Below are 22,697 nucleotides of genomic sequence, written 5' to 3'. Positions count from 1 at the left end.
TATGGTTTATTAACTAACGCAGGTTGGGCGTGAATCATTTTAATATCCTAGGATACTTCCAATTCTGAACGACGAGTGAAGAATCTGTACGGTTCCTCACCTTCATGTCCTGTCATCCGGTACCGAAGGTACAGGAACTGTTCGCCAATGCAAACCTTTTATTTATTCAAAATATGCGGCGGGCGTATGCGATACGCCCCTACAGTATTTGGGATTTTCCAGCGCCATATTGTCAAGATGGTTTTGGTCCATCCTCCAATCCCGTACCCTGAGCGGAACCCTGGTTCAACCCACCTTAACCCTTCATCCTCAACACTTTACCCAAATCCTTATAAAAAGAAAAAGGTTTTCAAACGGGGAGAATGAAAACCTTTAATAACCAATTATAAACCTAAATTATGATACCACAAAGGTAAGTGTAAAAAATACACACGTCAAGAGGAATTTGAATATTTAACAATTTCTTAACATTGGAATGATTTAATCGCATTTATAACGAATACGTGACACAATCGCCTTAAAAAAAAGCCTACATTTGCAACCGAATGAACATTCAATTGACAGAAAAAAAAGAGCAAATCTTCTTTAGCACGCTGAAGTTGATCAACACTTATGGATTCCATGGGTCTCCAATGAGCAAAATCGCTAAAGATGCCGATGTAGCAGTAGGCTCGATCTATCATTATTTCCCGTCTAAGGAGGATTTAATCGTAGAATTATACTGGTATTGTAAAGAAAAATTGAACCATCAGGTTTTTTCAGCCATAGACCCTACCTTGGGCTACGAAAAAAAATTCAAGCAAATCTGGAGAAACTTGGTGTGGTACTATCTGGACAACCTAGACCATTTCGGGTTTTTGGAACAATTCTACGGATCTCCCTTCTATGAAGGAATCCGAACAAACATCTTCCAACAAAAGTCCGAAAGAAATGTTTTGCTCCATTTTTTAGATGAAGGTGTACACTTAAAACATTTAAAAGATTTAAATGTTCGACTATTAATATCTGCCTACCTGGGCGTAGCTATCTCCCTGGTTAGAGGCTGCTTATATGAAAAATCAAAACCTACTGATCAAGAAATTGAAACCATGGTAGACATCATTTGGAACGGGGTTAAAAAATAATATATATGAATTTTAGAATTAAGGACTTAGTAGTTTATCTTTCCTTTACTGCGATCTCTGTAGGATCAGTATTTGCCCAAACGACAAATAACCTGAACAGTAATGCCACCTTGGATGAATTGATCCAGTATGCATTGGAAAACAAAATCGAAATCAGACAAGCTCAGATTGACCAAGAAATCGGCGAACGTGAAATCGCTTCTGCCCTTTCCGGTTGGTTCCCGCAAATCAATGCAAATGGTAGCTTAACCCATTTTATGCAATTGCCAACAGCCAATATCAATGGCCAGAACATTGCCATGGGACAGCGCAATACCTCTGCATTAACCTTTCAAGCCGATCAAGCAATCATTAACCCTGGCTTGTTCCAAGCTTCTAAGGCTGCCAAATACATCAGGCAACAAAATGATCTAAGTGTAGAAGACACCAAAATCAATACCGTGGTGGATGTCAGCAAAGCTTATTACGATATCCTTACCAGCGAAGAACAAATCAATATCATCCAGGAAAACATCTCCCGCCTGAACCGTCAGTATACCGAAGCAAATGCGCGTTATGAAACTGGTTTGGTTGATAAAACGGATTATAAGAGAGCACAGATTTCTTTGAACAATGCTAAAGCCGAGTTAAAAACAGCTCTAGAGTTTAGAAAATATAAATATGATTACTTAAAAACCTTATTGGGTATGAACCCAACCAATGGTTTGACGTTATCTTTCGAAAATCAAAACATGGAATCCAATGTATTGATGGATACTACGGATGTTCTGAATTACAACAACCGAGTTGAATTGAGACAATTGCAGACCATGAAGGATATCCAAAAATTGAATACCCAGTATCAAAAATGGCAATTCCTTCCTAGGCTAGGTGCTTTTGCAAACTACGGTCTAAATTATAGGAACAATTCTTTTTCTGACCTATATGGCGATAACTTTCCACAGTCCAGCTTTGGTCTGAGCCTTACCTTTCCTATTTTCCAAGGTGGAAAACGCGTTCAGGAAATCAAGAGATCAGAATTGTTGGAATCCAGGATCGATATGGATATTGAAAACCTAGAGAACCAAATCGGTGCTCAATATTCTGCTGCTATGGCTAACTACCGTGCAAACATCAACGAATGGAGAAATGCAAAAGAAAACGTTGAACTTTCAGAAGAGGTTTATAACACGATCAAATTACAATACGATGCTGGAGTAAAGACTTACCTCGAATTGATGACGGCGGAAACAGACTTGAAAACAAGCCAATTGAATTACTTGAATTCACTCTATGCCGTTCTTTCAAGTAAGCTGGATATCCAAAAAGCATTGGGAACCGTAAATTTTGCTAATTAATACAACAACCACCATACATATCACAATAGAAACTACGAAAACATGAATACAACTCGTTTATTTTCAACAATACTTTTAGGCTCTGGACTGTTCTTTACAGCTTGTGGCAACAAAGAAGGCGCAAAACAACAAGGTCCGGGGCAGATGCAAGCACAGGCGATGCCTGTTACCATGGCTGTTGTACAACATGAAATCGTTTCAGGACAGCATAGCTATCCAGCGAATGTTGTTCCATTACAAGAAACTGAAATTAGAGCAGAAGTCTCCGGTTACATCACAAACATCAGTGTAGCTGATGGTGCACATGTAAGTAAAGGACAGAAGCTATATGATATCGACCGCGTACGCTATGCTGCTGCAGTGGACCAAGCTAAAGCCAATCTTGAAATCGCAAGAGCAAACCTTGCTCGTGTGGAAAAAGATTTGCAACGCTATCAGACCCTAGCAGACAAGGATGCGATCGCAAAACAGACTTTGGATTATGCATTTACAGATGTCAATAATCAAAAAGCACAGGTTCAAGCTGCTGAGGCTGCTTTAACTACAGCAAGGGTAAACTTGCAACGTTCTAGTATTGTGGCTCCATTCTCTGGAACTGTTGGTATCTCTCAAGTTCGTAACGGAGCTTTGGTATCCGCTGGAACCACTTTATTGAACACCATCAGTTCTACCAATCCTATTGCGGTGGAATTTCAGATCAATGAAAAAGAGATCATGGAATTCAGCAACCTGCAATCAGGTAAGTCAAGCACACAGATCAATTTGACGCTTCCAGATGCGAGCACCTATGGTTCACATGGCAGAATCTCTACGATCGACCGTGCTGTTGATCCTCAAACAGGTACTTTAAAGGTTAGAGCGACTTTCGACAACCCTAACAATACCCTACGTGCAGGAATGAACTTAAACTTGAATGTAGTAAGTACTTCCAAAGAAGAGGCAGTGGTAATTCCTTACCGTGCAATTTTCGAGCAATTAGGTTCCTTCTCCGTATATACCGTGACTGATAGTAACACTGTAGACTTGAAACAAGTAACCTTAGGTCAAAAATTAGGTGACCGTGTGGTGATTGCAAAGGGCATCAATCCCGGAGAGAAAGTCGTAGTAGACGGTGTAACCTCCTTGAAACCAGGCGCAAAAGTTGTGGATAAAGCGACAATGGCTCCGCAACAACCTCAAGCTCAACCGAAAAAATAAGTGCTGTTCCATAAAATATATTTAACGAATGATCTCAGAAGTATTTATTAAAAGGCCGGTAACGGCGATGGTGGTATCCATATTGATTTCGATCATAGGGGTTATCGCGATCACCACCTTACCAATCAGTCAATATCCAAATATTGCTCCCCCTACGGTATCGGTTTCAGCGACCTATACAGGTGCGGATGCACAAACAGTAGAAAAAACAGTAACGACTCCTATCGAGAGTCAGATCAATGGTACCCCCGGAATGATCTATATGAGTTCCAACTCCACTTCGGATGGTGGTTCTCGTATCACAGTGACTTTTGAAGTAGGTACCGATATCGATATTGCAACACTTGACGTTCAGAACCGTGTGAGTATCGCAGAACCGGTATTGCCAGAGGCGGTACGCCGTTTAGGTGTAACCACGCGTAAGGTAAATACCGATATCTTGATGATGGTTTCATTGGTGTCTCCTGATGGCAGCCGCGATATCAACTTCCTTTCCAACTACATTAACTTATACTTGAAAGACGCTTTATTACGTGTACCAGGTGTGGGTGATGTGCAAGCATTTGGACAACCATTCGCCATGCGTGTATGGTTAGATGCCAACAAACTTGCCAACATTGGAATGTCTCCAGCGGATGTCAATACTGCTATCCAAGAACAGAACTCCCGTATGCCGGGTGGTTCAGTGGGTGCGCGTCCACAAGAGAACATGCAAGTATTCGAATACCCGATCGTAATGGACTCCGATTTGGAAGAAGTTGATCAATTTGAAAATATCGTAGTCAAAACAAATGCTGATGGATCCATCGTGCTATTGAAAGATATTGCCAGAGTAGAACTTGGACAATTTAACTATGGTATTACCAACAAGGTAAATGGAAATACAGCATCGGGTATGATGATTTCCCAAACACCAGGTGGTAATGCGGTGGAAACTGCCGATGGTATCTATAAAACTTTGGAGGAATTGAAGAAATCATTCCCTTCAGGTGTAGATTATGTGGTAGGTTATGAAACTGTATCAGTGGTTAATGCTTCCATCAGCTCGGTAATCCATACCTTAATCGAAGCCTTGATCTTGGTAACCTTGGTGGTATTCTTCTTCCTACAAAGTTGGAGAGCAACCTTGATCCCATTATTGGCGATTCCGGTTTCCATCGTCGGAACCTTTATCTTCTTTACCTTATTTGGGTTCTCGATCAACAACTTAACGATGTTGGCTTTCGTGCTCGCCATCGGTATTGTGGTGGATGATGCCATCGTTGTGGTGGAGGCCGTCCAGCATTACATCGACCATTATAAGATGGATGCCAAGGAAGCGACCATGCGTGCCATGAAAGATATTACCGCACCGGTTATTGCCATCGCCTTGATCTTGGCGGCAGTATTCGTTCCGGTAGGATTTATCCCTGGAATGGTGGGTAAACTGTACCAACAGTTCGCGATTACCATTGCGGTATCCGTAATGTTATCGGCATTTATCGCACTTTCCTTAACACCTGCTCTATGTTCGATCATGTTGAAACCTTCGGCAACGACAAAGGATTCAAAAGGCTTGAACAAATTCTTCTATAAATTCAACGTTTGGTTTGATAAAGTAACTTATCGCTATTCAAAAGGTGTGAAGAAAGCGATTAAATCCGCTCCACTGGTATTGATTATCTTGGTTTGTATTTTCGTAGGAACCGGATGGATGTTTACCGCTAAGAAAGCCGGATTTATCCCTAACGAAGATGGTGGTATCTTCTTTATGGGGGTCAGCTTACCAGAAGGTGCATCCAGTGCACGTACTGAAGAGGTATTGACCGAATTGACAAATGATTTACGCAAAGAATTCCCTGAGATCAATTATGTGACGTCCATCAACGGTATGAACTTATTGAACCGTTCTGCTAAACCAAACGGTGCATCACTTTTCGTATCCTTGAAACCATGGGATGAAAGACAGAAAACAGTTTCTGATATCACAGGTGCTATCATGGGTAAATACCGTGGCTATTCTAAGGCAACCGTTATTGCAGCAACGCCGCCGCCAATTCCTGGTTTGGGTACCGCTGGTGGTTTTACCATGGAGATCCAAGATAGACAAACTGTAGATATCAAAGATTTCGAAGCGATGGTTGGCCGATTCTTGGCTGCTGCAAACCAACGCCCTGAAATCGGAATGGCCTATACCCTATTCAACAGTAATTCACCGAACTATAAGTTACAAGTAGATCGTGAAATGGCGAAACGTATGGGTGTGCCGGTTTCCAATATCTATAGCACCATATCTTCTTACCTAGGTAGTAGTTATGTCAATGACTTTACCAAATACGGACGTAACTTCCGTGTGGTAACACAGGCAGATACCAGTTACCGTATGCACATTGAAGACATCAATAAATTATATGTGAAGAACGTACAAGGTCAGCCAGTACCTATTTCAAACTTAGTGAGATATGAACTGACCACGAACCCTTCGATCGTGAACCACTTTAACATCTTCCGTTCAATCCAGATTTCTGGTGAGGCTGGTCCTGGTTATTCATCAGGTGATGCCATCCGTGCATTGGAAGAAGTAGCTGCACAGACTTTGTCTGACGGTTATTCGTATGAGTTCTCCGGCCTGTCCTTACAAGAGAAACAATCGGGTAGCAAGACCATCCAGATCTTTGCGCTCTGTATCCTGTTCGTGTTCTTGTTATTGGCATCGCTATACGAGAGTTGGTCGGTACCATTCTCCATCCTATTATCAGTACCTCTAGGTATTTTCGGAGCGATCTTGGCATTGACCTTATTGCCAAACTTGGACAATAATATCTATGCGCAGATCGGTTTGGTTACCATTATCGGTTTGGCAGCTAAGAACGCGATCTTGATCGTGGAATTTGCCAAAGAGCGGGTGGATATTGGTATGAACCTAGTTGAAGCAACACTAGACGCTGTCAAGCTTCGTCTCCGTCCAATTATCATGACATCATTGGCTTTTATCTTAGGTATTATTCCATTGATGTTGTCCACTGGTGCAGGTGCTGTATCCAGGCAGACCATTGGTTGGACCGTATTCGGGGGTATGACCGCAGCGACTTTCCTTGCCATCTTTATCGTACCGGTGCTATTCGTGGTGATTACACGATTGGCTTATGGTAAAAAGAAATTAGCGGAATTGGAAGCTAGTTTCGATGAGGAGAAAAAGAAAAGCTTAAGTGCGCACTAATTTAGTTTAACTCCATAATTTTAAAGGCTCGTCCAGCAATGGACGAGCCTTTTTTTTAGAGAGGAAGGTTTAGAACAGATTCCCCTCCGGATTAGGTTGCTTATCCAGACCATCCTGAAATCCCATGGATGCATGGGTTCCATCACAAAATGGCTTGTTCGACGACTGGCCACATCGGCATAAAGTCTGTCGATTTCGTACCTCATAATATTTTCCATTGGAACTTTTTACAGGGATTGCTCCCCATAGCGCCAATGGTCCTGCACAGTTATTAGGCATATCTTCAATCAACCCAATCCTAGGTTTTATATCTTTATCTTCAATAGGCTTGCCGCCATCCCACACAATGAGCCTGCCTGCCGGACAATGATGGGCCATGCCCACCGTCAATTCCACCGACTCGTGCTTCGATTCCTGCACCTCATTCCAGATCCTTTGCCCATTATCGCAGAAGCGAGCAAAGGCACACAGCTTCTCATCATCAGAAAGGGAAACAACAGGACCCTTAATAATTTCTGCAGTAGCAAACTCAGGATTGAAAGTAGCGGTTTCAGTGAGATCCACCCCATTTTCCGCCGCCTTCAGGTGGGAATTATCACAATAAGGCTTATACTTGGACAAACCGCATCGGCACAGGTAAATATCTGAATCTTCAGTTTTGAACTCCTTCCCTTCTTGGTACGCCACGGAAATCCCTGCCGAATTGGCCACAATAAATTGTTGGACAATCGGAGCTTTACCATGCAATACATAGGGGCCATCTTTGGTCACTTCCATAAAAATTGATTCCTTGTTAAGGATAGTTCCTAATTGTATATCAAGTTTGTCCTTCTCTAACTTCATCGATCATAGGTTTATCATGGAGAATATCCCCAATACTATGGATAATATGGAATCTACAAAAATTGTTTTTCAGGAATGGAGGAAGGCCTAAAAATTAAAAATATTAAGGAAGTGTTCAGCAAGAAGCTTCGGGATTTGTTTTACCCTCATTCGAGCCATATTCGGAAAATTCAAAATGATTCTCGAATAAGGTCAAGTTGAAGTCCTAAAGATCATGCAAATTTTTAATTTTTAAATTTGATAAGAATTTCTTAGTGGTGAAGAGCCGAATTTGGTGAGGCGGATTCGATGTTATTTGAACCAGGATTCAAAGGATTTGGGGGTTCGACTCCGCTCACCCACCGGATGGACCAAGATTATGGCCAATGTTTCGCTGGAAAGTCCATCATACTGTAGGGGCATATCGAATATGCCCGTTGGTATTTGAACCAGGATAGAAAGGATTTGGGGTTCGACTTCGCTCACCCACCGGATGGATCAAGATTATTTTGCTTACTTCCAATTCTGAACGATCAGTGAAGAATCTGTACGGTTCCCCTCCCTAGGGTGTCATCCTGTACCTTTGGTACAGGAACTGTACGTTAATACCAACTATCGAAGATATAAAAACTGTACGTCTATACTATTTATTTTGTATTTGATTTTAAAGGTTTGCATTGCTCCGAGATACTTCTGATGGACGTATCAATGAAAAGTTTATTAGAGCTGGGTTTCTAGGTATTTAGACCCATACTTATTTCCCAGAAAAATCTCTTTTTTGGGACATACTGCCCTGGAAGGGCAGAATTATTTTAGCATTGGTATCGAACAATATAGGGTTAATGCAAAAACGATGTTCGATTAATCGAACATCGTTTTTGCGCTACCTCCAGGCTAACGTGCCATGCTAGTTAAAATAATGGAACCCCTATGGGGTTATTCGGTTTACAATCCGATTTTCTACAAAGATGTCACCACCAATGGGGGTTCGGAAAATTAACAAACATTTATCCTTCCGAAGGAAGTCCTTTAGCAACCGGCTCATTTCCAGTGGCGGAAAAATGGATAGAATGCCGATGCCCTGTGCGATGGGATTGGCCTTGGAATGCTTTCATACGATCATCCCATCAAAAGGGATGATCGTATGAAAGATATTCCCGACATCAAGGCATTCTATCCATGTATGCTGGACTGTGCGAAAAGCCACCTTAAATGGGCCGAAGGTTTTTGGTTACTTTTGGGCTCCAAAAGTAACAATGAGATTGGTATCCGTGAGCTCCTTCGTCGGTTTGGTACTTTTGGGCTTCAAAAGTAACGAAGAATCTAAATTTTGTTTTTTTGCATTGCACTTTCCTATCATCACCTTCCGATAAATTTTATCCAAATTTTTCTTTTCAATATGACACAAAAAAATCCTACTTCAACATTATCCCCACCGAAACATTCAAATGTTGATGGTCGAAATTGCTGGTATAAAAACTACCATGCAATTGTTGGTAGGCATAGGTTGCAGAAACCGTGAATTTGGTTTTGCTTAGGGAGTCATAAAGATAGAACAGCCCTGCTTTACCCATAAAACCCTTGTCATAGACTGGACCAATACTGGCGGAATAACCAGCATTTGCCACAATACCGACCCTAGAAGCTTGTCCGAAATCCTTTACTGGCAATCGGCCATCGATAAATATGGGGAACAGGTTCCGGTCATACTTGGATTTTCTCACTTCCGTATTCCCAGCCTCTCCTGATTTGGTATAGTCCCCCTTTAAGGTTTCATTTCCAATCCCTAAACCTAAATAGGCTTTATCGTCAAAGTTTTTCCCAAAAATAAAATGCAGGGAATATCCATTGAAGGTGCCTTCGTAACCAGGATTGCGGACACCTAAATTTCCACCGCCTTGGATTAGTGTATAAAAAGAGCTTTGGGCAAAACCCAAGCTACTGATCAGCATCAGAATAAAAAATGAAAAAAGCTTTTGCATGTTCTTAGTTTAATATTTTATAGATCAACTCGGTCAATAGATCACCGGATTCAGTCAGGTGTCCTACATTCATACCCTTAGATTTCAAATCGAATTCCTTGATCAGATGAATGATCTCAAAGGTTTTCCTTCTATTGAAGTTCCTAGCGGCATATTCGTATTCCCTGACGAAAAATGGATGTACTCCGAGTTGCTTGGCAGCCACTGCGGAAGATTTATCTGGAAGGTAATGGTATTTCAGGATTTTGGTAAAATAGGTGCCCAAAGAACCGATCACAACTGGCATAGGATTACTCTTGGGGTTGGCGGCAAAATAATCCACGATCTGGAATGCCTTTAGGGCATTTCGCTTGGACAATGCCGTATTGAGTTCAAAAACATTGAAGTCCTTACTGATACCAATATTTTGCTCCACATCCACCGCAGTGATTTCCTTCTCGGCGGGGATATTCAACTGCAGTTTCTCTATTTCATTGGCAATCTTGGAAAGGTCGGTTCCTAAATATTCAGCCATTAGGGCTGCAGCTTGCGGATGCACCTTTCTTCCTGAAGCATTCAACTGTTCATTGATCCAGCCGGCAACCTTATCCTCATAAAGCTTATTTGATTCCAGCACGATACCGGCCTTTTCCATGGATTTGTAGGATTTCTTGCGCTTATCAAATTTGCTGTACTTATGGGCAAAGACCAAGACGGTCGATGGGGTCGGTTGTTCTAGGTATTTCAGCAGGAACTCATCATCTTTCCATTTCAGGTTTTGTGCTTCCTTGACGATGATAACTTGGTGGTTGCTCATCATGGGATAGCGTTTGGCCATACTGATGATGTTGGAGAAATCCGCATCCTTACCATACACGACGGACTGGTCGAAGCCCTTTTGGGAATCGTCGAGGACCGTTTGTTCGATGGCGTCAGAAATCAGGTCAATAAAGTAAGGTTCTTCACCATGCAGCAGGTAAACTGGGGCGAGCTTTTTTTTCTTTATATCGGATAAAATGGATTGGACATTCATGCTGTACGAAAGTACGAAAATACATAGACTTTTGCTTGTTGGAAAAGGTTGGAAAATTTCGTAATTTTGTAAATGTTTAGACCGGTTCCTTTGAACTTACCGCCGTTTCCGGCAAAAATCAGCAAAAAACAGGATCAGTATTTTATTTTCGACGAACTGCGGAAAAAGCATCTTTTGTTGACACCGGAGGAGTGGGTACGGCAACATTGGGTCAGTCATCTGAACAAACATTATCAATATCCGATGGCCTTGATGAAGATCGAGGGCGGTCTATCGCTGAACAGCTTGCAAAAAAGGAGTGATCTAGTGGTTTATGACCGGGAAGGATCGCGCGTACTTTTGGCAGAATTCAAGGCTCCATCTGTCAAAATTACCGAAAAAACCTTCGAACAGATCGCAAATTATAACAGTATTTACAAAATCCCCCTTCTTTTGGTCAGTAATGGAATTGAGCATTATTATTGCAGGATAGATTTCGAGGAGGAGAAATTTACATTTATAACGGAACTGCCATCTTTTGGGCAGGAAAATTTCGGATATTAAAATAAATATTATATTAGTAGCACAAAGACAGAAAGAATCACATGAATATAGATAAAAACGAATTTAGAAAGTATGCTATTAAGCATCATAGAATTGGAAGCCAACACGTAGATGGTTACATTTCTAGATTACAACAACAAATTCCAAGCAACCTAACGCCATACATCATTGAAGAGAGACAATTGAACGTCGCTCAGATGGACGTATTTTCACGTTTGATGATGGACCGTATCATCTTTTTAGGAGATGGCATCAACGATCAGGTTGCTAATATCGTTCAAGCGCAGTTATTGTTCTTGCAATCGACCGATGCGCAACGTGACATCCAGATTTACATCAACTCACCAGGTGGTAGTGTTTATGCAGGTCTAGGGATCTATGACACCATGCAGTACATTTCACCAGATGTGGCAACGATCTGTACCGGTATGGCAGCATCGATGGGTGCGGTATTATTAGTGGCAGGTGCTAAAGGTAAACGTGCAGCATTGCGTCACTCGCGCGTGATGATCCACCAACCATCAGGCGGTGCACAAGGTGTAGCTGCGGATATGGAGATCAACTTGCGTGAAATGTTGAAGTTAAAAGAAGAATTATACACGATCATCGCTGATCACTCTGGCCAGACTTATGACTGGGTTGAGAAGTCATCAGACCGTGATTATTGGATGCGTGCCGCTGAAGCCAAAGAATTTGGTATGATAGATGAGGTATTGCTACCTAAGAAGAAAGAAACAAAATAATAACAATGAGTAAATCGAACAATAGAGATATCCATTGCTCATTTTGCGGAATCAGTAAAAATGAAGCGCAAATGCTTATTGCGGGTGATGGTGCGCATATCTGCGACAGATGTGTGCAACAAGCTGGGGAGATATTGGCGGAAGAGCTTAAGCAACGCAAGAATAAATCTATTCAAACTGCTCTTAAATTAATCCGTCCAAAGGAAATCAAGGAGCATTTGGATCAATACGTGATTGGACAAGATGATGCGAAGAAAGTCATTTCTGTAGCGGTTTACAACCATTACAAGCGTTTAAACCAACGTGTAGAGTCGGATGAGACCGAGATTGAAAAATCCAACTTGATTATCGTAGGAGAAACAGGTACCGGTAAGACCTTATTGGCCAAAACAGTGGCCAAGATCCTGAACGTACCTTTCTGTATCGTGGATGCGACAGTATTGACCGAAGCAGGATATGTAGGTGAGGATGTGGAAAGTATCTTGACCAGATTATTGCAAGCTGCAGATTATGATGTGGCTGCTGCAGAACGTGGAATCATCTATATAGATGAGATTGACAAAATCGCCAGAAAAAGCGACAACCCATCGATCACCCGTGATGTATCTGGAGAAGGTGTACAACAGGCATTATTGAAAATCTTGGAAGGAACAAATGTAAATGTTCCGCCTCAAGGTGGCCGTAAGCACCCTGACCAGAAAATGATCTCGGTAAATACCAGCAACATCCTATTTATCTGTGGTGGTGCATTTGATGGTATCCAAAAGAAAATCGCAAACAGATTGAGAACTCAAACTGTTGGCTATAAAATGAAAGATGAGGATCAGGAGATTGACCTGAACAACTTATATAAATATATCACGCCGCAAGATCTTAAGAACTTCGGTTTGATCCCTGAGTTGATCGGTCGTTTGCCAGTTCTTACGCATCTGAACCCATTGGATAAGGAAACTCTATTGAGTATCCTGACCAAGCCCAAGAATGCCTTGGTCAAACAATACATTAAATTGTTTGAATATGAGGGCATCAAGTTGTCATTCGAGCCTGAAGTCTATGACTTCATCGTTGACAAAGCTTGGGAGTTCAAATTAGGCGCCCGTGGGTTACGGAGCATTTGTGAGGCTATCATGCTGGATGCCATGTTCGAAACACCGAGCAATAAGGAAAATTCAGAAGACAAGACCTTGCAGATCAGTCTGGATTATGCAAAGAACAAATTTGCAAAGACGGACTTTAAGAAACTGCAAGTCGCATAAAAAATCTAAACCCTCGCCTATCACGCGAGGGTTTTTTGTATTAGTAAATTATTAAGAAAGGATGAAATTATGACTAAGAAGAAAGACGAAAAACAAGAAAATATCGAAGAGGTGAACTCTCCTATTACGGCTGGATTAAAGACAAAAGAAGATATTGTAAACAATTGGTTGCCTCGTTATACCGGTAGACCTTTGGAAGAATTTGGGGAATATATTTTGTTGACCAATTTCAGCAATTATGTGAAATTGTTCTCCCAGATGCATGGCGATGCGCCCATCTTAGGTGAGGATAAACCCATGCAGACCTGTTCTGCAGACGGCATTACCATTATCAACTTTGGTATGGGATCGCCAGTTGCTGCAACGGTGATGGATCTATTGACTGCCATCCACCCTAAAGCAGTGCTTTTCCTAGGAAAGACGGGCGTATTGAAAAAGAAGATCGATGTTGGTGAACTGATCCTCCCTATCGCTGCAATCCGTGGAGAAGGGACTTCCAATGATTACTTACCTCCTGAAGTACCATCACTACCGGCCTTCGCCTTGCAGAAAGCAATTTCAACCACCATCCGTGACCACTCAAGAGATTATTGGACCGGAACGGTCTATACCACTAACCGTCGTGTGTGGGAGCATGACAAGCAATTTAAGAAGTACTTGAAGAGCATCCGCGCCATGGCAGTGGATATGGAGACCGCTACGATCTTCTCAGTCGGTTTTGCCAACAAGATCCCTACTGGTGCCCTATTATTGGTTTCTGACCAACCGATGGTACCAGAAGGAGTGAAAACCGACAAGTCGGATGTAACCGTGACCAAGTCTTATGTGGAAACCCATGTGAAAATCGGAATTGACGCATTGAAGCAATTAATCAACAATGGCTTAACAGTAAAACACCTGAAGTTCTAAAAAATATCTACTTTTGTGGTAGACAACTAACAGACACAAAACTTCACCTATGTGGTATAATAACATTTTAGAAACCATTGGAAATACGCCATTGGTCAAACTAAATAAGATAACTGAAAATTTAAAGGGTACTATTTTAGCCAAGATCGAAACCTCTAACCCCGGCAATTCCATCAAGGACCGTATGGCCTTGAAGATGATCGAAGATGCAGAGGAAGCCGGATTATTGAAACCAGGGGGTACCATCATCGAGGGTACTTCGGGCAATACCGGAATGGGATTAGCCATGGCGGCAGTAGTGAAAGGTTATCGCTGTATTTTTACCACGACGGATAAGCAATCGAAAGAAAAGATCGATGCGCTACGTGCCTTTGGTGCGGAAGTGATCGTTTGTCCGACCAACGTAGATCCCGAGGATCCTCGCTCCTATTATTCGGTTTCAAGCCGATTGGAGAAAGAGGTTCCTAATGCTTGGAAGGCGAATCAATATGATAACCTTTCTAATTCCAAAGCCCACTATGAGCAGACAGGACCTGAAATCTGGGAACAGACGGAAGGAAAGATCACCCATTTGGTTGTAGGTGTAGGAACTGGAGGAACTATCTCTGGTACTGCAAAATATTTAAGGGAGCAGAATCCTAACATCAAGGTTTGGGGAATTGATACCTACGGCTCTGTATTCAAGAAATATAAAGAAACCGGCATTTTTGACAAAAATGAAATCTATCCCTATATCACCGAAGGTATAGGTGAGGATTTCTTGCCTAAGAATGTTGATTTTTCAGTGATTGACCTTTTTGAAAAGGTAACCGATAAGGATGCTGCCTTGATGACCAGGGACCTGGCACGCAAGGAAGGTATCTTTGCCGGGAATTCTGCTGGAGCGGCATTGGCCGGTTTGTTACAATTAGGGAAAGACCTGAAAGAAGATGATGTGGTAGTCGTGATATTCCATGACCATGGATCTCGATATATGGGAAAAATGTATAATGAGGATTGGTTGCGTGAGCGCGGATTCCTGAAAGATGAAAAACTGACTGCAAAATCAATCCTTAAAAAACGTGGTGAACAAGCTATCGTCACCGCAGACGCCAACCAGACCGTTGTTGAAACCTTCAACATTATGAAATCCCTGAACATCTCCCAAATACCTGTCACCCAACAGGGTATGGTCATCGGGAAAGTGACGGAATCGGACATCCTGTCGGCATTGCTTGAAAATCCTTCATTAAAATCATCGGCAGTGGAGGAGATTACCTCTAAACCATTCCCATTTGTGGACCTGAATACTTCGATTGATAAGATTTCAGGCTTGATCAACAAAGATACCCAAGCGGTATTGGTGGAAGATGATTTTGGAAGGATCAATATCATCACCCAATACGATATTATTAACGCCATTTCAGAAGTTTAGGATATTTCCATTTTTTGGGTATATTTAAATTAATCTACCCCAAGGAATGGAAAGAAACGATAAACTTAAAAGATTAGAATATTGGATTAAAGCGCGTATAGGAAAGATTGCTTTTATTGACGTAGAAGAAAAACGTGCCAAGGAATGGTACGGTAACGGATACGGAGGGTTTTATGTGGATCCCAGCCTAGTTACAGTGAATGCCATCGTGTATTCTTTTGGTATCGGTGAGGATATCTCTTTTGATAAAGCCATCATAGCGAAACATGGAGCCAAGGTCTTTGGCTTCGACCCTACCCCGAAATCCATTAATTACGTCCGTAATAACGAAACGCCTGAGCAGTTTTATTTCCATCCATTTGGATTAGGTGAAAAAACCGAAATGGTTACCTTTCACCTCCCTAAAAACAAAGAACATGTGTCCGGAAGTGTTTATGACCATAGCTTGGTTGATGAACACGATTCGGTAGACGTGCTTTTAAAGGAGTTTAAAGAGATAGTACATGATTTGGGGCACCAATCCATTGATGTGCTGAAGATGGACATAGAGGGCTCGGAATACGCTGTAATGGAAGGGATACTGAACTCTGGCATTCCGATCAAGCAAATCCTTGTGGAAACCCATGAGAGATTCTTTGCCAACGGCAAAGAAAAAGGCAAGGAATTCTTTAAGCTATTGCATGATCATGGTTATAGGATCTTTGCAATCTCGGATACCTACCAAGAAATATCATTAGTAAAAGGGTAAAAAGGCTTTTCTAAAACCCTAGTGGGATTCCAATATTATAGCAATTACGGCATATTGGCCTGAAAATACCGCAAAAAAGATGTTCGATTAATCGAGCATCGTTTTTGCATTATATGATGATTTTTAGGCTATTATTGGCGGGCTTATGCAATAAGCCCCTACGAAAATTGGACACCTTTCAAGCGTTAAAATAATCTTGGCCCATTCTCTTATCCTCGTTTGGCGAGCTGAACCCTGAGAAGTCAAAGGGGAGTCGAGCCACATCCTGGTTCAAATCACATTTCCCCCTTCAGATCGTTCATCATACAAACATTTACTTTCCGAAGGAAGTCCTTTAGCATACGGCTCATTTCCAGTGGCGGAAAAATGGATAGAATGCCGTTGACCTGTGCAATGGGATTGGCCTTGGAATGCTTTTAATAGATCATCCCATTAAAAGGGATGATCTATTAAAAGATATTCCCGACAACAAGGCATTCTATCCATGTGTGGGAGCCCGCACGAAAAGCCACCTTAAATGGGCGGAAGCGTTACGGATTTGAGTTGTTTTTGGTATCCGTGAGCTCCTTCGTCGGTTTGGTTACTTTTGGGCTCCAAAAGTAACAGAGAAGATCCCCCTTTCCTCCAAAAAAAAAAGAGGCTGTCTTTTCAGACAACCTCTTTAAAATTATGATCAGAAAAACGAATTAATCGTTTTGTTTGATTTCTGGGTTTGCGTTCAATTCCAATAATGGGAATAAGAACTGCCAATCTTTAGCACCAGCAGCAACCTTTACCATTCCATTTACACTTCCAGGAGCATAGTTAGGAACAACAGTTCTGTCTAATGGTTGGTTCAAACGTTTCAAATCGTAGAATCTGAAACCTTCGCCCCAAAGTTCTGTTCTTCTGTTAGTCCAGATCTCTTCCAATAAAGCAGCACCAGTGTTGGTAGATTTTGTCGCTTCAAGGTCACGAACTTTCACAAAGTTGAACAATGCCTCTTGTGCATTCGCAGTTTGGTTTGAGCTAGCATAAGCTTCTGCCAAGATCAAGTGCATTTCTGCTGATCTCATCAAAGGAACATCTCCTAAAGCACCTCCTGGTGATTTGATTGCGAACTTTCTAGACATATACTCTTGACGAGCGAAAGATGCCAATGGCAATGGGAAGTTAGCCGCAGTTGGTTTTGGTTCCCAAAGTTTCTTTCTGATGTCTGTGTCAGAGATTTTTTCGTACAATGCAGAGTTGATTCTCTTAGGGTTTGCACGCATAAAAGAAGTATTCGCATTGTAAGCGATCTGTGCAAAGTATGATCCGAAAGCATCCATCTGATCTTGCGTCGGCATAGAAGCCCACATAAATTCAGACATTGAAGGAGCATCGTTGAAACCTTTCATGTATGTATCTTGGTTCATCAATGGGAAGCTTCCTGACTCGATAACCAGATTAGCAAATTTGATCGCATTCGGGTAATCTTGCATAGTCAATGCAACTCTAGCACGGATACCGTAAGTCACATATACGTTGATATGAGACTTGTTCACTCTAGTTTGAACGTTCAATGCAACCGCATCATCTAAATCTTTGATGATTGAAGCATATACGTCTTTCACGGTAGATCTTGGTAATGCACCATCTGAAGATTTCAATACCAAAGGAACACCTAATTGATCGTTTGCTGTGCTTGCATCATATCTTTTAGCATAAAGCTGAACAAGATTAGAGTAAGCATAAGCTCTAAGTGTCAAGGCTTGAGCTTTCAAGTTGTTTTTCTCTTCATCAGTACCTGGAAGACCGTCTACATTATCCAAGATGAAGTTTGAGTCACCAATGATCTTGTAGAAAGTTCTGTAATAGTATTCTGTCAATTTATGGTTGTCATTACGACCACCTTGCCAGTTACCTTCACCAGTAGAACCGAACCAGTTTGCATCACTGATACCTAAGTCTTCACCCATAAAGTCAAGGCCTAACATGATACCACCTACACCTGGTTTGTTTTGAACATTCCAATCCACTACGGTGGTACGCTCAAACATAAATCTATAGATACCGTTCAATGCTGTATTAGCATTGGCAATCGAACTGAAGATCTCATCTTGAGATACTTTGTCAGTTGGAGCGGTTTCCAAATAGTCCTTTTTACATCCGCTTAGGGCTAGAAGTAAAACGGAAGCATATATCGTTAAATTTCTTTTTTTCATAATAATTCAGCTGCTAATTAAAATCCAACATTTACACCGATGCTGAAAATACGAGTCGGCAAATAAGTAGATGATACTGATCCATCAAAGCTCTCTGTTGGATTCATACCTTTGCGTTTCGAGAATAAAGCTAAGTTCTCACCAGTGAAGAATACACGTGCAGTAGACAAGTCGATTTTGTTCAACAAGCTGCTTGGTAATCTATATTGGAAGTTTACGTTTTGGATGCTAAAGTAAGAAGCACTAGTTAACCATCTTGTAGAAGCAGCATTGATGTTGTTGCTGTTTGCTTGGTCTAATCTAGGGATATCACTTGTTGTATTCGTAGTGGTCCATGCTTTCATTGCATCAACATGGTATGATTTACCATATGAGTTGGTGCTCATTAAACCAACATAGTTACCATCATAGATTTTACCACCGATTTGGTAGTTCAACAAGAATGATAAAGTGAATGCTTTATAGTCGAAAGTATTGATGATGGATCCCATTACATCAGGAATAGAAGTACCTGAATAATCGAATTTAGCATAGTTTTGGTTGGTTACATATTCCTTACCATCAACCACACGGATGTTTTCTTGTGCAGTACCATCTGCAGGGATGTAAAGAGCAGAACCATCTGCATGGTCAACACCAGCATATTGTCTCAACCAGAAAGCGTAGTAATCTCTACCCACTTCTCTTCTCTTGTTACCTGCTGTGATCACTGGAGTTTCAACTGGCATCTTCGTGATCTCGTTCTTGAAAGTCGTGAAGTTCTTGGTCAAGGTCCAAGTGAAGTTATCGTTTCTTACGATATCACCTGTTAATGACAATTCAAAACCTGTATTGTACATGGAACCAACGTTTCTGAATTCTGTACTAACTGCAGAAGAAAGAGGACGTGGTACGGATAACAATAACTCGTCAGAACCTCTCTTGTAGTATTCCGCCTCACCTCTTAATCTGTTGTTGAATAAAGAGAAGTTCACACCTACGTTGAAAGTATTTGAAGATTCCCAAGTCAAGTTAGGGTTTGCTAATGAACTAAGAACAGTTCCTGGCAATCCACCGTTTGACCATCCAAGGTTGTAAAGAGCTTGGTATCCGTAATAGATTCTATTTCCGTTTACATCCAATAGGTGGTTGTTACCAACTTGGCCGTATGAAGCTTTTAATCTCAAATCGTTAACCCAAGTAGCACTAGACATAAAGTCTTCTTTGTTGATTGCCCATGCAGCACCAACTGAGAAGAAGTTACCCCATCTTTTGCTATCGTCAAAGATTGAAGAACCATCCGTTCTGAAAGATGCATCAGCATAGTACTTCTCATCGTAGTTATAAGATGCTCTTGCGAAGTAAGATTCAAGACGGTTCACGTTTTTGTAACCTCCTGCAGAAAGTGGAGTTACGTAGTTATCTAATTCAGTGATACCAGAAGTAATCTGTCCAGTTTTAGTAGCATTTCTGCTGCTGAATTGATAATCATAGTTTTCGTGACCAGCTATTGCTGAAACGTTATGCAAATCAAATGATTTTCTGTATTGCAATACTTGGTTGAAAGTATATGATTTAGTGATGTAGTTTTCAGCAGAACCTAAACCATTGTAAGAAACACCATCACCTACTTTGTTGTTCCAAGAGTAATCGAAGTTTCTGTTTGAAAGGTCGATAGTTACTGTAGGAGTGAATGTGAAATCTTTTAGGAATTTGATTTCCATAAATGCTCTACCACCTAACATCGTACGTTTGTTCAAACGAGTGTTCAAGATGGTCTCGTAGATCACATGTCTACCTGGACTTGCGCCAGAAGGTCTGTTAATAGCTCCTGGGTGCATTCCGTAGTCATAATATTGTTCGCCAGTAACTGGATCAACCACTGGTGCTCCTGTTGTAGCGTCAAATGCATGCACTGGGTAGATAGAACCTAAACCTCTGATGAAAGAGAATGGGTTGACATAAGAGTTAGCATTTCCTGTTGAAGCATCAGAAGCTAATGAGCCTTCTGACATAGCTCCAGAAATGTTAACACCTGCTTTTAACCAATCTTTGATCTGAGAGTTTACATTGATCCTACCGTTGAAACGTTGGAAGTCTGAGTTAAGGATATAACCTTGATCGTTCAAATAACCTAATGAAACGTAGTAGTCAGTTTTTTCATTGCTACCACCAATGTTAATATTGGCATCAGTTCTTTTTCCTACACGCTGAATAGCATCAAACCAGTTGAAATCATCATATTTCAAACCTGCATTGGGATTCATCGTACCATCTAAAGAAACGATTTCATTGTCAGCAACGTTAAAAGGGTTGTAAGCTAAGAATCTCTTGATATTGTCGAATGCATATTTATTTGCATCTGCTTCTGAAGCACCTTGGCTACCGTTTGCAGGGAACATTCTTGAGTTTTTGATAGCTTGGAATGCTACTGGGTAGTAATCATTGATTCCTACTGTTTCGTATTCTTGGATACCTCTTTGCGTAATACCTTGAGTTAAGCCAACATTTAATTTAGTAGCACCGCGACCTTTTTTCGTTGTGATCATGATCACACCGTTACCAGCTCTAGATCCGTACAATGCCGCAGAAGTTGCATCCTTTAAGATGGAGATGCTTTCGATATCATCTGCATTTAGGTCACCGATGTTACCATCAAATACAGCACCATCTACCACATACAATGGAGAACTTGAAGCACTCATAGATCCAATACCTCTTAAACGCACACTAGCACCTGATCCTGGCTGACCATTTCCTGAAGAAACAGAGATACCTGGAGCCATACCAGCCAACGCATTCGACACGTTGGATACAGTACGTTTATCCAAATCTTCTGCACTCATGGTAGCCATGGAACCTGTTACTTCAGATTTCTTAGCTGTACCATAGGCAACGACAACAACCTCATCAAGTTCTTCGCCTGATAAGCTTAATTGAACATTAATGATGTTATTGTTGCTAACAGTTACGGTCTGCGAAGCATAACCGATAAATGAGAATGTGATGCTACTTCCAGAAGCCACATTGGTCAATGTGTACTTACCGTTAGCATCTGTTTGAGTCGCGTTAGTTGAACCAGACACACGAACTGATACACCAGGCAATGCTTGCCCATCGTTCGCCGAGGTAACTGTACCACTCAAATTTTGATTTTGCGCAAACGTTTGCCCAATTAGGCATGTAAACACAAAAAGAAGACAGAGTAATTTTTGTTTCATAAAAAATTGATCTTTTAATTGTAATTGTTAATAAAAATTAGACTTACGGCTAAATAAATAGTTATTAATGCCGTAAAAATATTAAAAAAGTCAATATTTTATCATTATTAAACGTTTTAAGTAAAATTATTTATTGAATAGAATTTGTTAGGGTAATATTTCAACTTAGTTGTCTCTATTCATTAATAATCTAACTATAGTTTATCTAATTTTCTTATGATTCAGAATTAACAACACACTCTTTCCGCAAATACGAAATTTTATTTTCAATTTTTAGCAAAACAAACCACCTGTTTAAACGGAATTAAAACATATTTAGGGCGTTTTTAGAAATTTTGATAATTTTTTGATTAAAATATAACTACTATGGCAATTCCAAGAAGAATTGCAATTATTCATTATAAGAATAATTCTTTCTCTTTTTATCCAATTTGGTTGTCAATTGTTTAATTTGATTTCATTTGGTTAGCTAAATCGAAAAAACAGCCTGTGGACCTACTTCAGTGCAGATTCTATCCTACGAATTTATCAGAATTAAGGAAACAGGAATAAGAAAAGAGGCAGGTTAGGCGAGTAGATTAAATGACAATAATATGATAATCGCAGAGCGATATCACTGTATTAAATTTAAAACAAGTTGTAGATTGTAACTAATTAGACCCTGGAGCGTCTATTTCGGTGATGATATAGACATCTTCTTGGTCTTTTTTCATCTTGTATTTCTCGCGAGCAATGCGTTGGATCTCACTTTGGTTGTATTGTACATCCTTAATGGATTGGGATATACTTTCAATTTCATTGGTATAGTATTCTTTCTCCTGTTCCAATTTGGTTTTCTCAGTCTGAAAGTTGTATTGGGTAGCAATGTCGTAACGATCGAAAAAACACATCCAAACTAAGAATGCAACTCCTGCGATAAGATATTGATTACGGATAGTATTGATGAAACGTTCCATAGGCTAGACCAAAGCAATTAAAATTCGGTTAAAGATAACTATTTTAAGATGAACTATACAAGGGGAGAA

At 40.8% G+C, this 22,697-nt stretch carries 17 protein-coding genes; 11 read left to right on the top strand and 6 right to left on the bottom strand.

Going from position 1 to position 22,697, the window contains the following annotated elements; all coding sequences use genetic code 11:
• The first annotated feature begins 545 nt into the window (after nt 1-545).
• From CKW03_RS05255 to CKW03_RS05240, 4 genes are read left to right on the top strand one after another with little or no spacing between them, the layout of a single operon-like run.
• Nucleotides 546-1,124 carry a TetR/AcrR family transcriptional regulator gene (locus tag CKW03_RS05255; RefSeq protein ID WP_093099004.1) on the top strand — a complete coding sequence of 193 codons (579 nt, stop codon included), beginning with the start codon at nt 546-548 and terminating at the stop codon, nt 1,122-1,124.
• 5 nt (nt 1,125-1,129) lie between these two features.
• Complete coding sequence (locus CKW03_RS05250; protein ID WP_093099003.1) at nt 1,130-2,461, top strand: TolC family protein; 1,332 nt, start codon at nt 1,130-1,132, stop codon at nt 2,459-2,461.
• Between the two features lie 42 nt (nt 2,462-2,503).
• A complete protein-coding gene (locus tag CKW03_RS05245; RefSeq protein WP_093099001.1) occupies nt 2,504-3,658 on the top strand; it encodes an efflux RND transporter periplasmic adaptor subunit in 1,155 nt (384 codons plus the stop codon).
• A 28-nt stretch (nt 3,659-3,686) separates the two neighbouring features.
• Nucleotides 3,687-6,857 carry an efflux RND transporter permease subunit gene (locus tag CKW03_RS05240; RefSeq protein ID WP_093099000.1) on the top strand — a complete coding sequence of 1,057 codons (3,171 nt, stop codon included), beginning with the start codon at nt 3,687-3,689 and terminating at the stop codon, nt 6,855-6,857.
• A gap of 69 nt (nt 6,858-6,926) precedes the next feature.
• On the opposite strand, the gene CKW03_RS05235 is transcribed toward CKW03_RS05240, so the two are convergent.
• The gene (locus CKW03_RS05235) at nt 6,927-7,700 is read right to left on the bottom strand and encodes a CDGSH iron-sulfur domain-containing protein (RefSeq protein ID WP_093098998.1); all 774 of its coding nucleotides are present in this window, start codon (nt 7,698-7,700) and stop codon (nt 6,927-6,929) included.
• A gap of 1,084 nt (nt 7,701-8,784) precedes the next feature.
• Here CKW03_RS05235 and CKW03_RS05230 point away from each other — a divergent pair.
• The gene (locus tag CKW03_RS05230) at nt 8,785-8,994 is read left to right on the top strand and encodes a hypothetical protein (protein ID WP_093098997.1); all 210 of its coding nucleotides are present in this window, start codon (nt 8,785-8,787) and stop codon (nt 8,992-8,994) included.
• A 100-nt stretch (nt 8,995-9,094) separates the two neighbouring features.
• Here CKW03_RS05230 and CKW03_RS05225 read toward each other — a convergent pair whose 3' ends face one another.
• Nucleotides 9,095-9,661 carry a hypothetical protein gene (locus CKW03_RS05225; protein WP_093098995.1) on the bottom strand — a complete coding sequence of 189 codons (567 nt, stop codon included), beginning with the start codon at nt 9,659-9,661 and terminating at the stop codon, nt 9,095-9,097.
• 4 nt (nt 9,662-9,665) lie between these two features.
• Nucleotides 9,666-10,673, bottom strand: a complete 1,008-nt coding sequence (gene holA, locus CKW03_RS05220; protein WP_093098994.1) for a DNA polymerase III subunit delta — start codon at nt 10,671-10,673, stop codon at nt 9,666-9,668.
• A gap of 72 nt (nt 10,674-10,745) precedes the next feature.
• Here holA and CKW03_RS05215 point away from each other — a divergent pair, with 72 nt between their 5' ends.
• The 6 genes from CKW03_RS05215 to CKW03_RS05190 all read left to right on the top strand — a co-directional run bounded on the left by CKW03_RS05215 (nt 10,746) and on the right by CKW03_RS05190 (nt 16,286).
• On the top strand, nt 10,746-11,216 hold the full coding sequence (locus CKW03_RS05215; protein ID WP_093098993.1) for a type I restriction enzyme HsdR N-terminal domain-containing protein: 471 nt from the start codon (nt 10,746-10,748) through the stop codon (nt 11,214-11,216).
• A gap of 41 nt (nt 11,217-11,257) precedes the next feature.
• The gene (gene clpP, locus CKW03_RS05210) at nt 11,258-11,959 is read left to right on the top strand and encodes an ATP-dependent Clp endopeptidase proteolytic subunit ClpP (protein WP_093098991.1); all 702 of its coding nucleotides are present in this window, start codon (nt 11,258-11,260) and stop codon (nt 11,957-11,959) included.
• A 5-nt stretch (nt 11,960-11,964) separates the two neighbouring features.
• Nucleotides 11,965-13,215, top strand: a complete 1,251-nt coding sequence (gene clpX / locus CKW03_RS05205) for an ATP-dependent Clp protease ATP-binding subunit ClpX (RefSeq protein WP_093098990.1) — start codon at nt 11,965-11,967, stop codon at nt 13,213-13,215.
• A 69-nt stretch (nt 13,216-13,284) separates the two neighbouring features.
• Nucleotides 13,285-14,124, top strand: coding sequence for an AMP nucleosidase (locus CKW03_RS05200; RefSeq protein ID WP_093098988.1), 840 nt, complete (start codon nt 13,285-13,287; stop codon nt 14,122-14,124).
• Nucleotides 14,125-14,173: 49 nt separating this feature from the next.
• A complete protein-coding gene (locus tag CKW03_RS05195; RefSeq protein WP_093098987.1) occupies nt 14,174-15,538 on the top strand; it encodes a pyridoxal-phosphate dependent enzyme in 1,365 nt (454 codons plus the stop codon).
• Between the two features lie 46 nt (nt 15,539-15,584).
• Nucleotides 15,585-16,286 carry an FkbM family methyltransferase gene (locus CKW03_RS05190; RefSeq protein ID WP_093098985.1) on the top strand — a complete coding sequence of 234 codons (702 nt, stop codon included), beginning with the start codon at nt 15,585-15,587 and terminating at the stop codon, nt 16,284-16,286.
• A gap of 686 nt (nt 16,287-16,972) precedes the next feature.
• On the opposite strand, the gene CKW03_RS05185 is transcribed toward CKW03_RS05190, so the two are convergent.
• The 3 genes from CKW03_RS05185 to CKW03_RS05175 form a co-directional block, all read right to left on the bottom strand.
• Nucleotides 16,973-18,472, bottom strand: a complete 1,500-nt coding sequence (locus CKW03_RS05185) for a RagB/SusD family nutrient uptake outer membrane protein (protein ID WP_093098984.1) — start codon at nt 18,470-18,472, stop codon at nt 16,973-16,975.
• A gap of 17 nt (nt 18,473-18,489) precedes the next feature.
• Entirely contained in the window at nt 18,490-21,597 is a 3,108-nt protein-coding gene (locus tag CKW03_RS05180; RefSeq protein ID WP_157739393.1) for a SusC/RagA family TonB-linked outer membrane protein, read from the bottom strand.
• Nucleotides 21,598-22,322: 725 nt separating this feature from the next.
• Nucleotides 22,323-22,628: an FtsB family cell division protein gene (locus CKW03_RS05175; RefSeq protein WP_093098980.1), complete on the bottom strand. Its 306-nt coding sequence runs from the start codon at nt 22,626-22,628 to the stop codon at nt 22,323-22,325.
• Between the last annotated feature and the right edge of the window lie 69 nt (nt 22,629-22,697).

The sequence above is a fragment of the Sphingobacterium mizutaii genome (genome assembly GCF_900187125.1).
GTDB lineage: Bacteria > Bacteroidota > Bacteroidia > Sphingobacteriales > Sphingobacteriaceae > Sphingobacterium > Sphingobacterium mizutaii.
Note: the sequence above shows the minus strand (reverse complement) of the source record. Positions and strands in the feature narration are given on the sequence as shown.

Bases quoted from the DNA above. Each gene is read 5' to 3' on its own strand.
- CKW03_RS05255 (WP_093099004.1), top strand. From the start codon at position 546: ATGAACATTCAATTGACAGAAAAAAAAGAGCAAATCTTCTTTAGCACG.
- CKW03_RS05250 (WP_093099003.1), top strand. From the start codon at position 1,130: ATGAATTTTAGAATTAAGGACTTAGTAGTTTATCTTTCCTTTACTGCG.
- CKW03_RS05245 (WP_093099001.1), top strand. From the start codon at position 2,504: ATGAATACAACTCGTTTATTTTCAACAATACTTTTAGGCTCTGGACTG.
- CKW03_RS05240 (WP_093099000.1), top strand. From the start codon at position 3,687: ATGATCTCAGAAGTATTTATTAAAAGGCCGGTAACGGCGATGGTGGTA.
- CKW03_RS05235 (WP_093098998.1), bottom strand. From the start codon at position 7,700: ATGAAGTTAGAGAAGGACAAACTTGATATACAATTAGGAACTATCCTT.
- CKW03_RS05230 (WP_093098997.1), top strand. From the start codon at position 8,785: ATGCTTTCATACGATCATCCCATCAAAAGGGATGATCGTATGAAAGAT.
- CKW03_RS05225 (WP_093098995.1), bottom strand. From the start codon at position 9,661: ATGCAAAAGCTTTTTTCATTTTTTATTCTGATGCTGATCAGTAGCTTG.
- holA (WP_093098994.1), bottom strand. From the start codon at position 10,673: ATGAATGTCCAATCCATTTTATCCGATATAAAGAAAAAAAAGCTCGCC.
- CKW03_RS05215 (WP_093098993.1), top strand. From the start codon at position 10,746: ATGTTTAGACCGGTTCCTTTGAACTTACCGCCGTTTCCGGCAAAAATC.
- clpP (WP_093098991.1), top strand. From the start codon at position 11,258: ATGAATATAGATAAAAACGAATTTAGAAAGTATGCTATTAAGCATCAT.
- clpX (WP_093098990.1), top strand. From the start codon at position 11,965: ATGAGTAAATCGAACAATAGAGATATCCATTGCTCATTTTGCGGAATC.
- CKW03_RS05200 (WP_093098988.1), top strand. From the start codon at position 13,285: ATGACTAAGAAGAAAGACGAAAAACAAGAAAATATCGAAGAGGTGAAC.
- CKW03_RS05195 (WP_093098987.1), top strand. From the start codon at position 14,174: ATGTGGTATAATAACATTTTAGAAACCATTGGAAATACGCCATTGGTC.
- CKW03_RS05190 (WP_093098985.1), top strand. From the start codon at position 15,585: ATGGAAAGAAACGATAAACTTAAAAGATTAGAATATTGGATTAAAGCG.
- CKW03_RS05185 (WP_093098984.1), bottom strand. From the start codon at position 18,472: ATGAAAAAAAGAAATTTAACGATATATGCTTCCGTTTTACTTCTAGCC.
- CKW03_RS05175 (WP_093098980.1), bottom strand. From the start codon at position 22,628: ATGGAACGTTTCATCAATACTATCCGTAATCAATATCTTATCGCAGGA.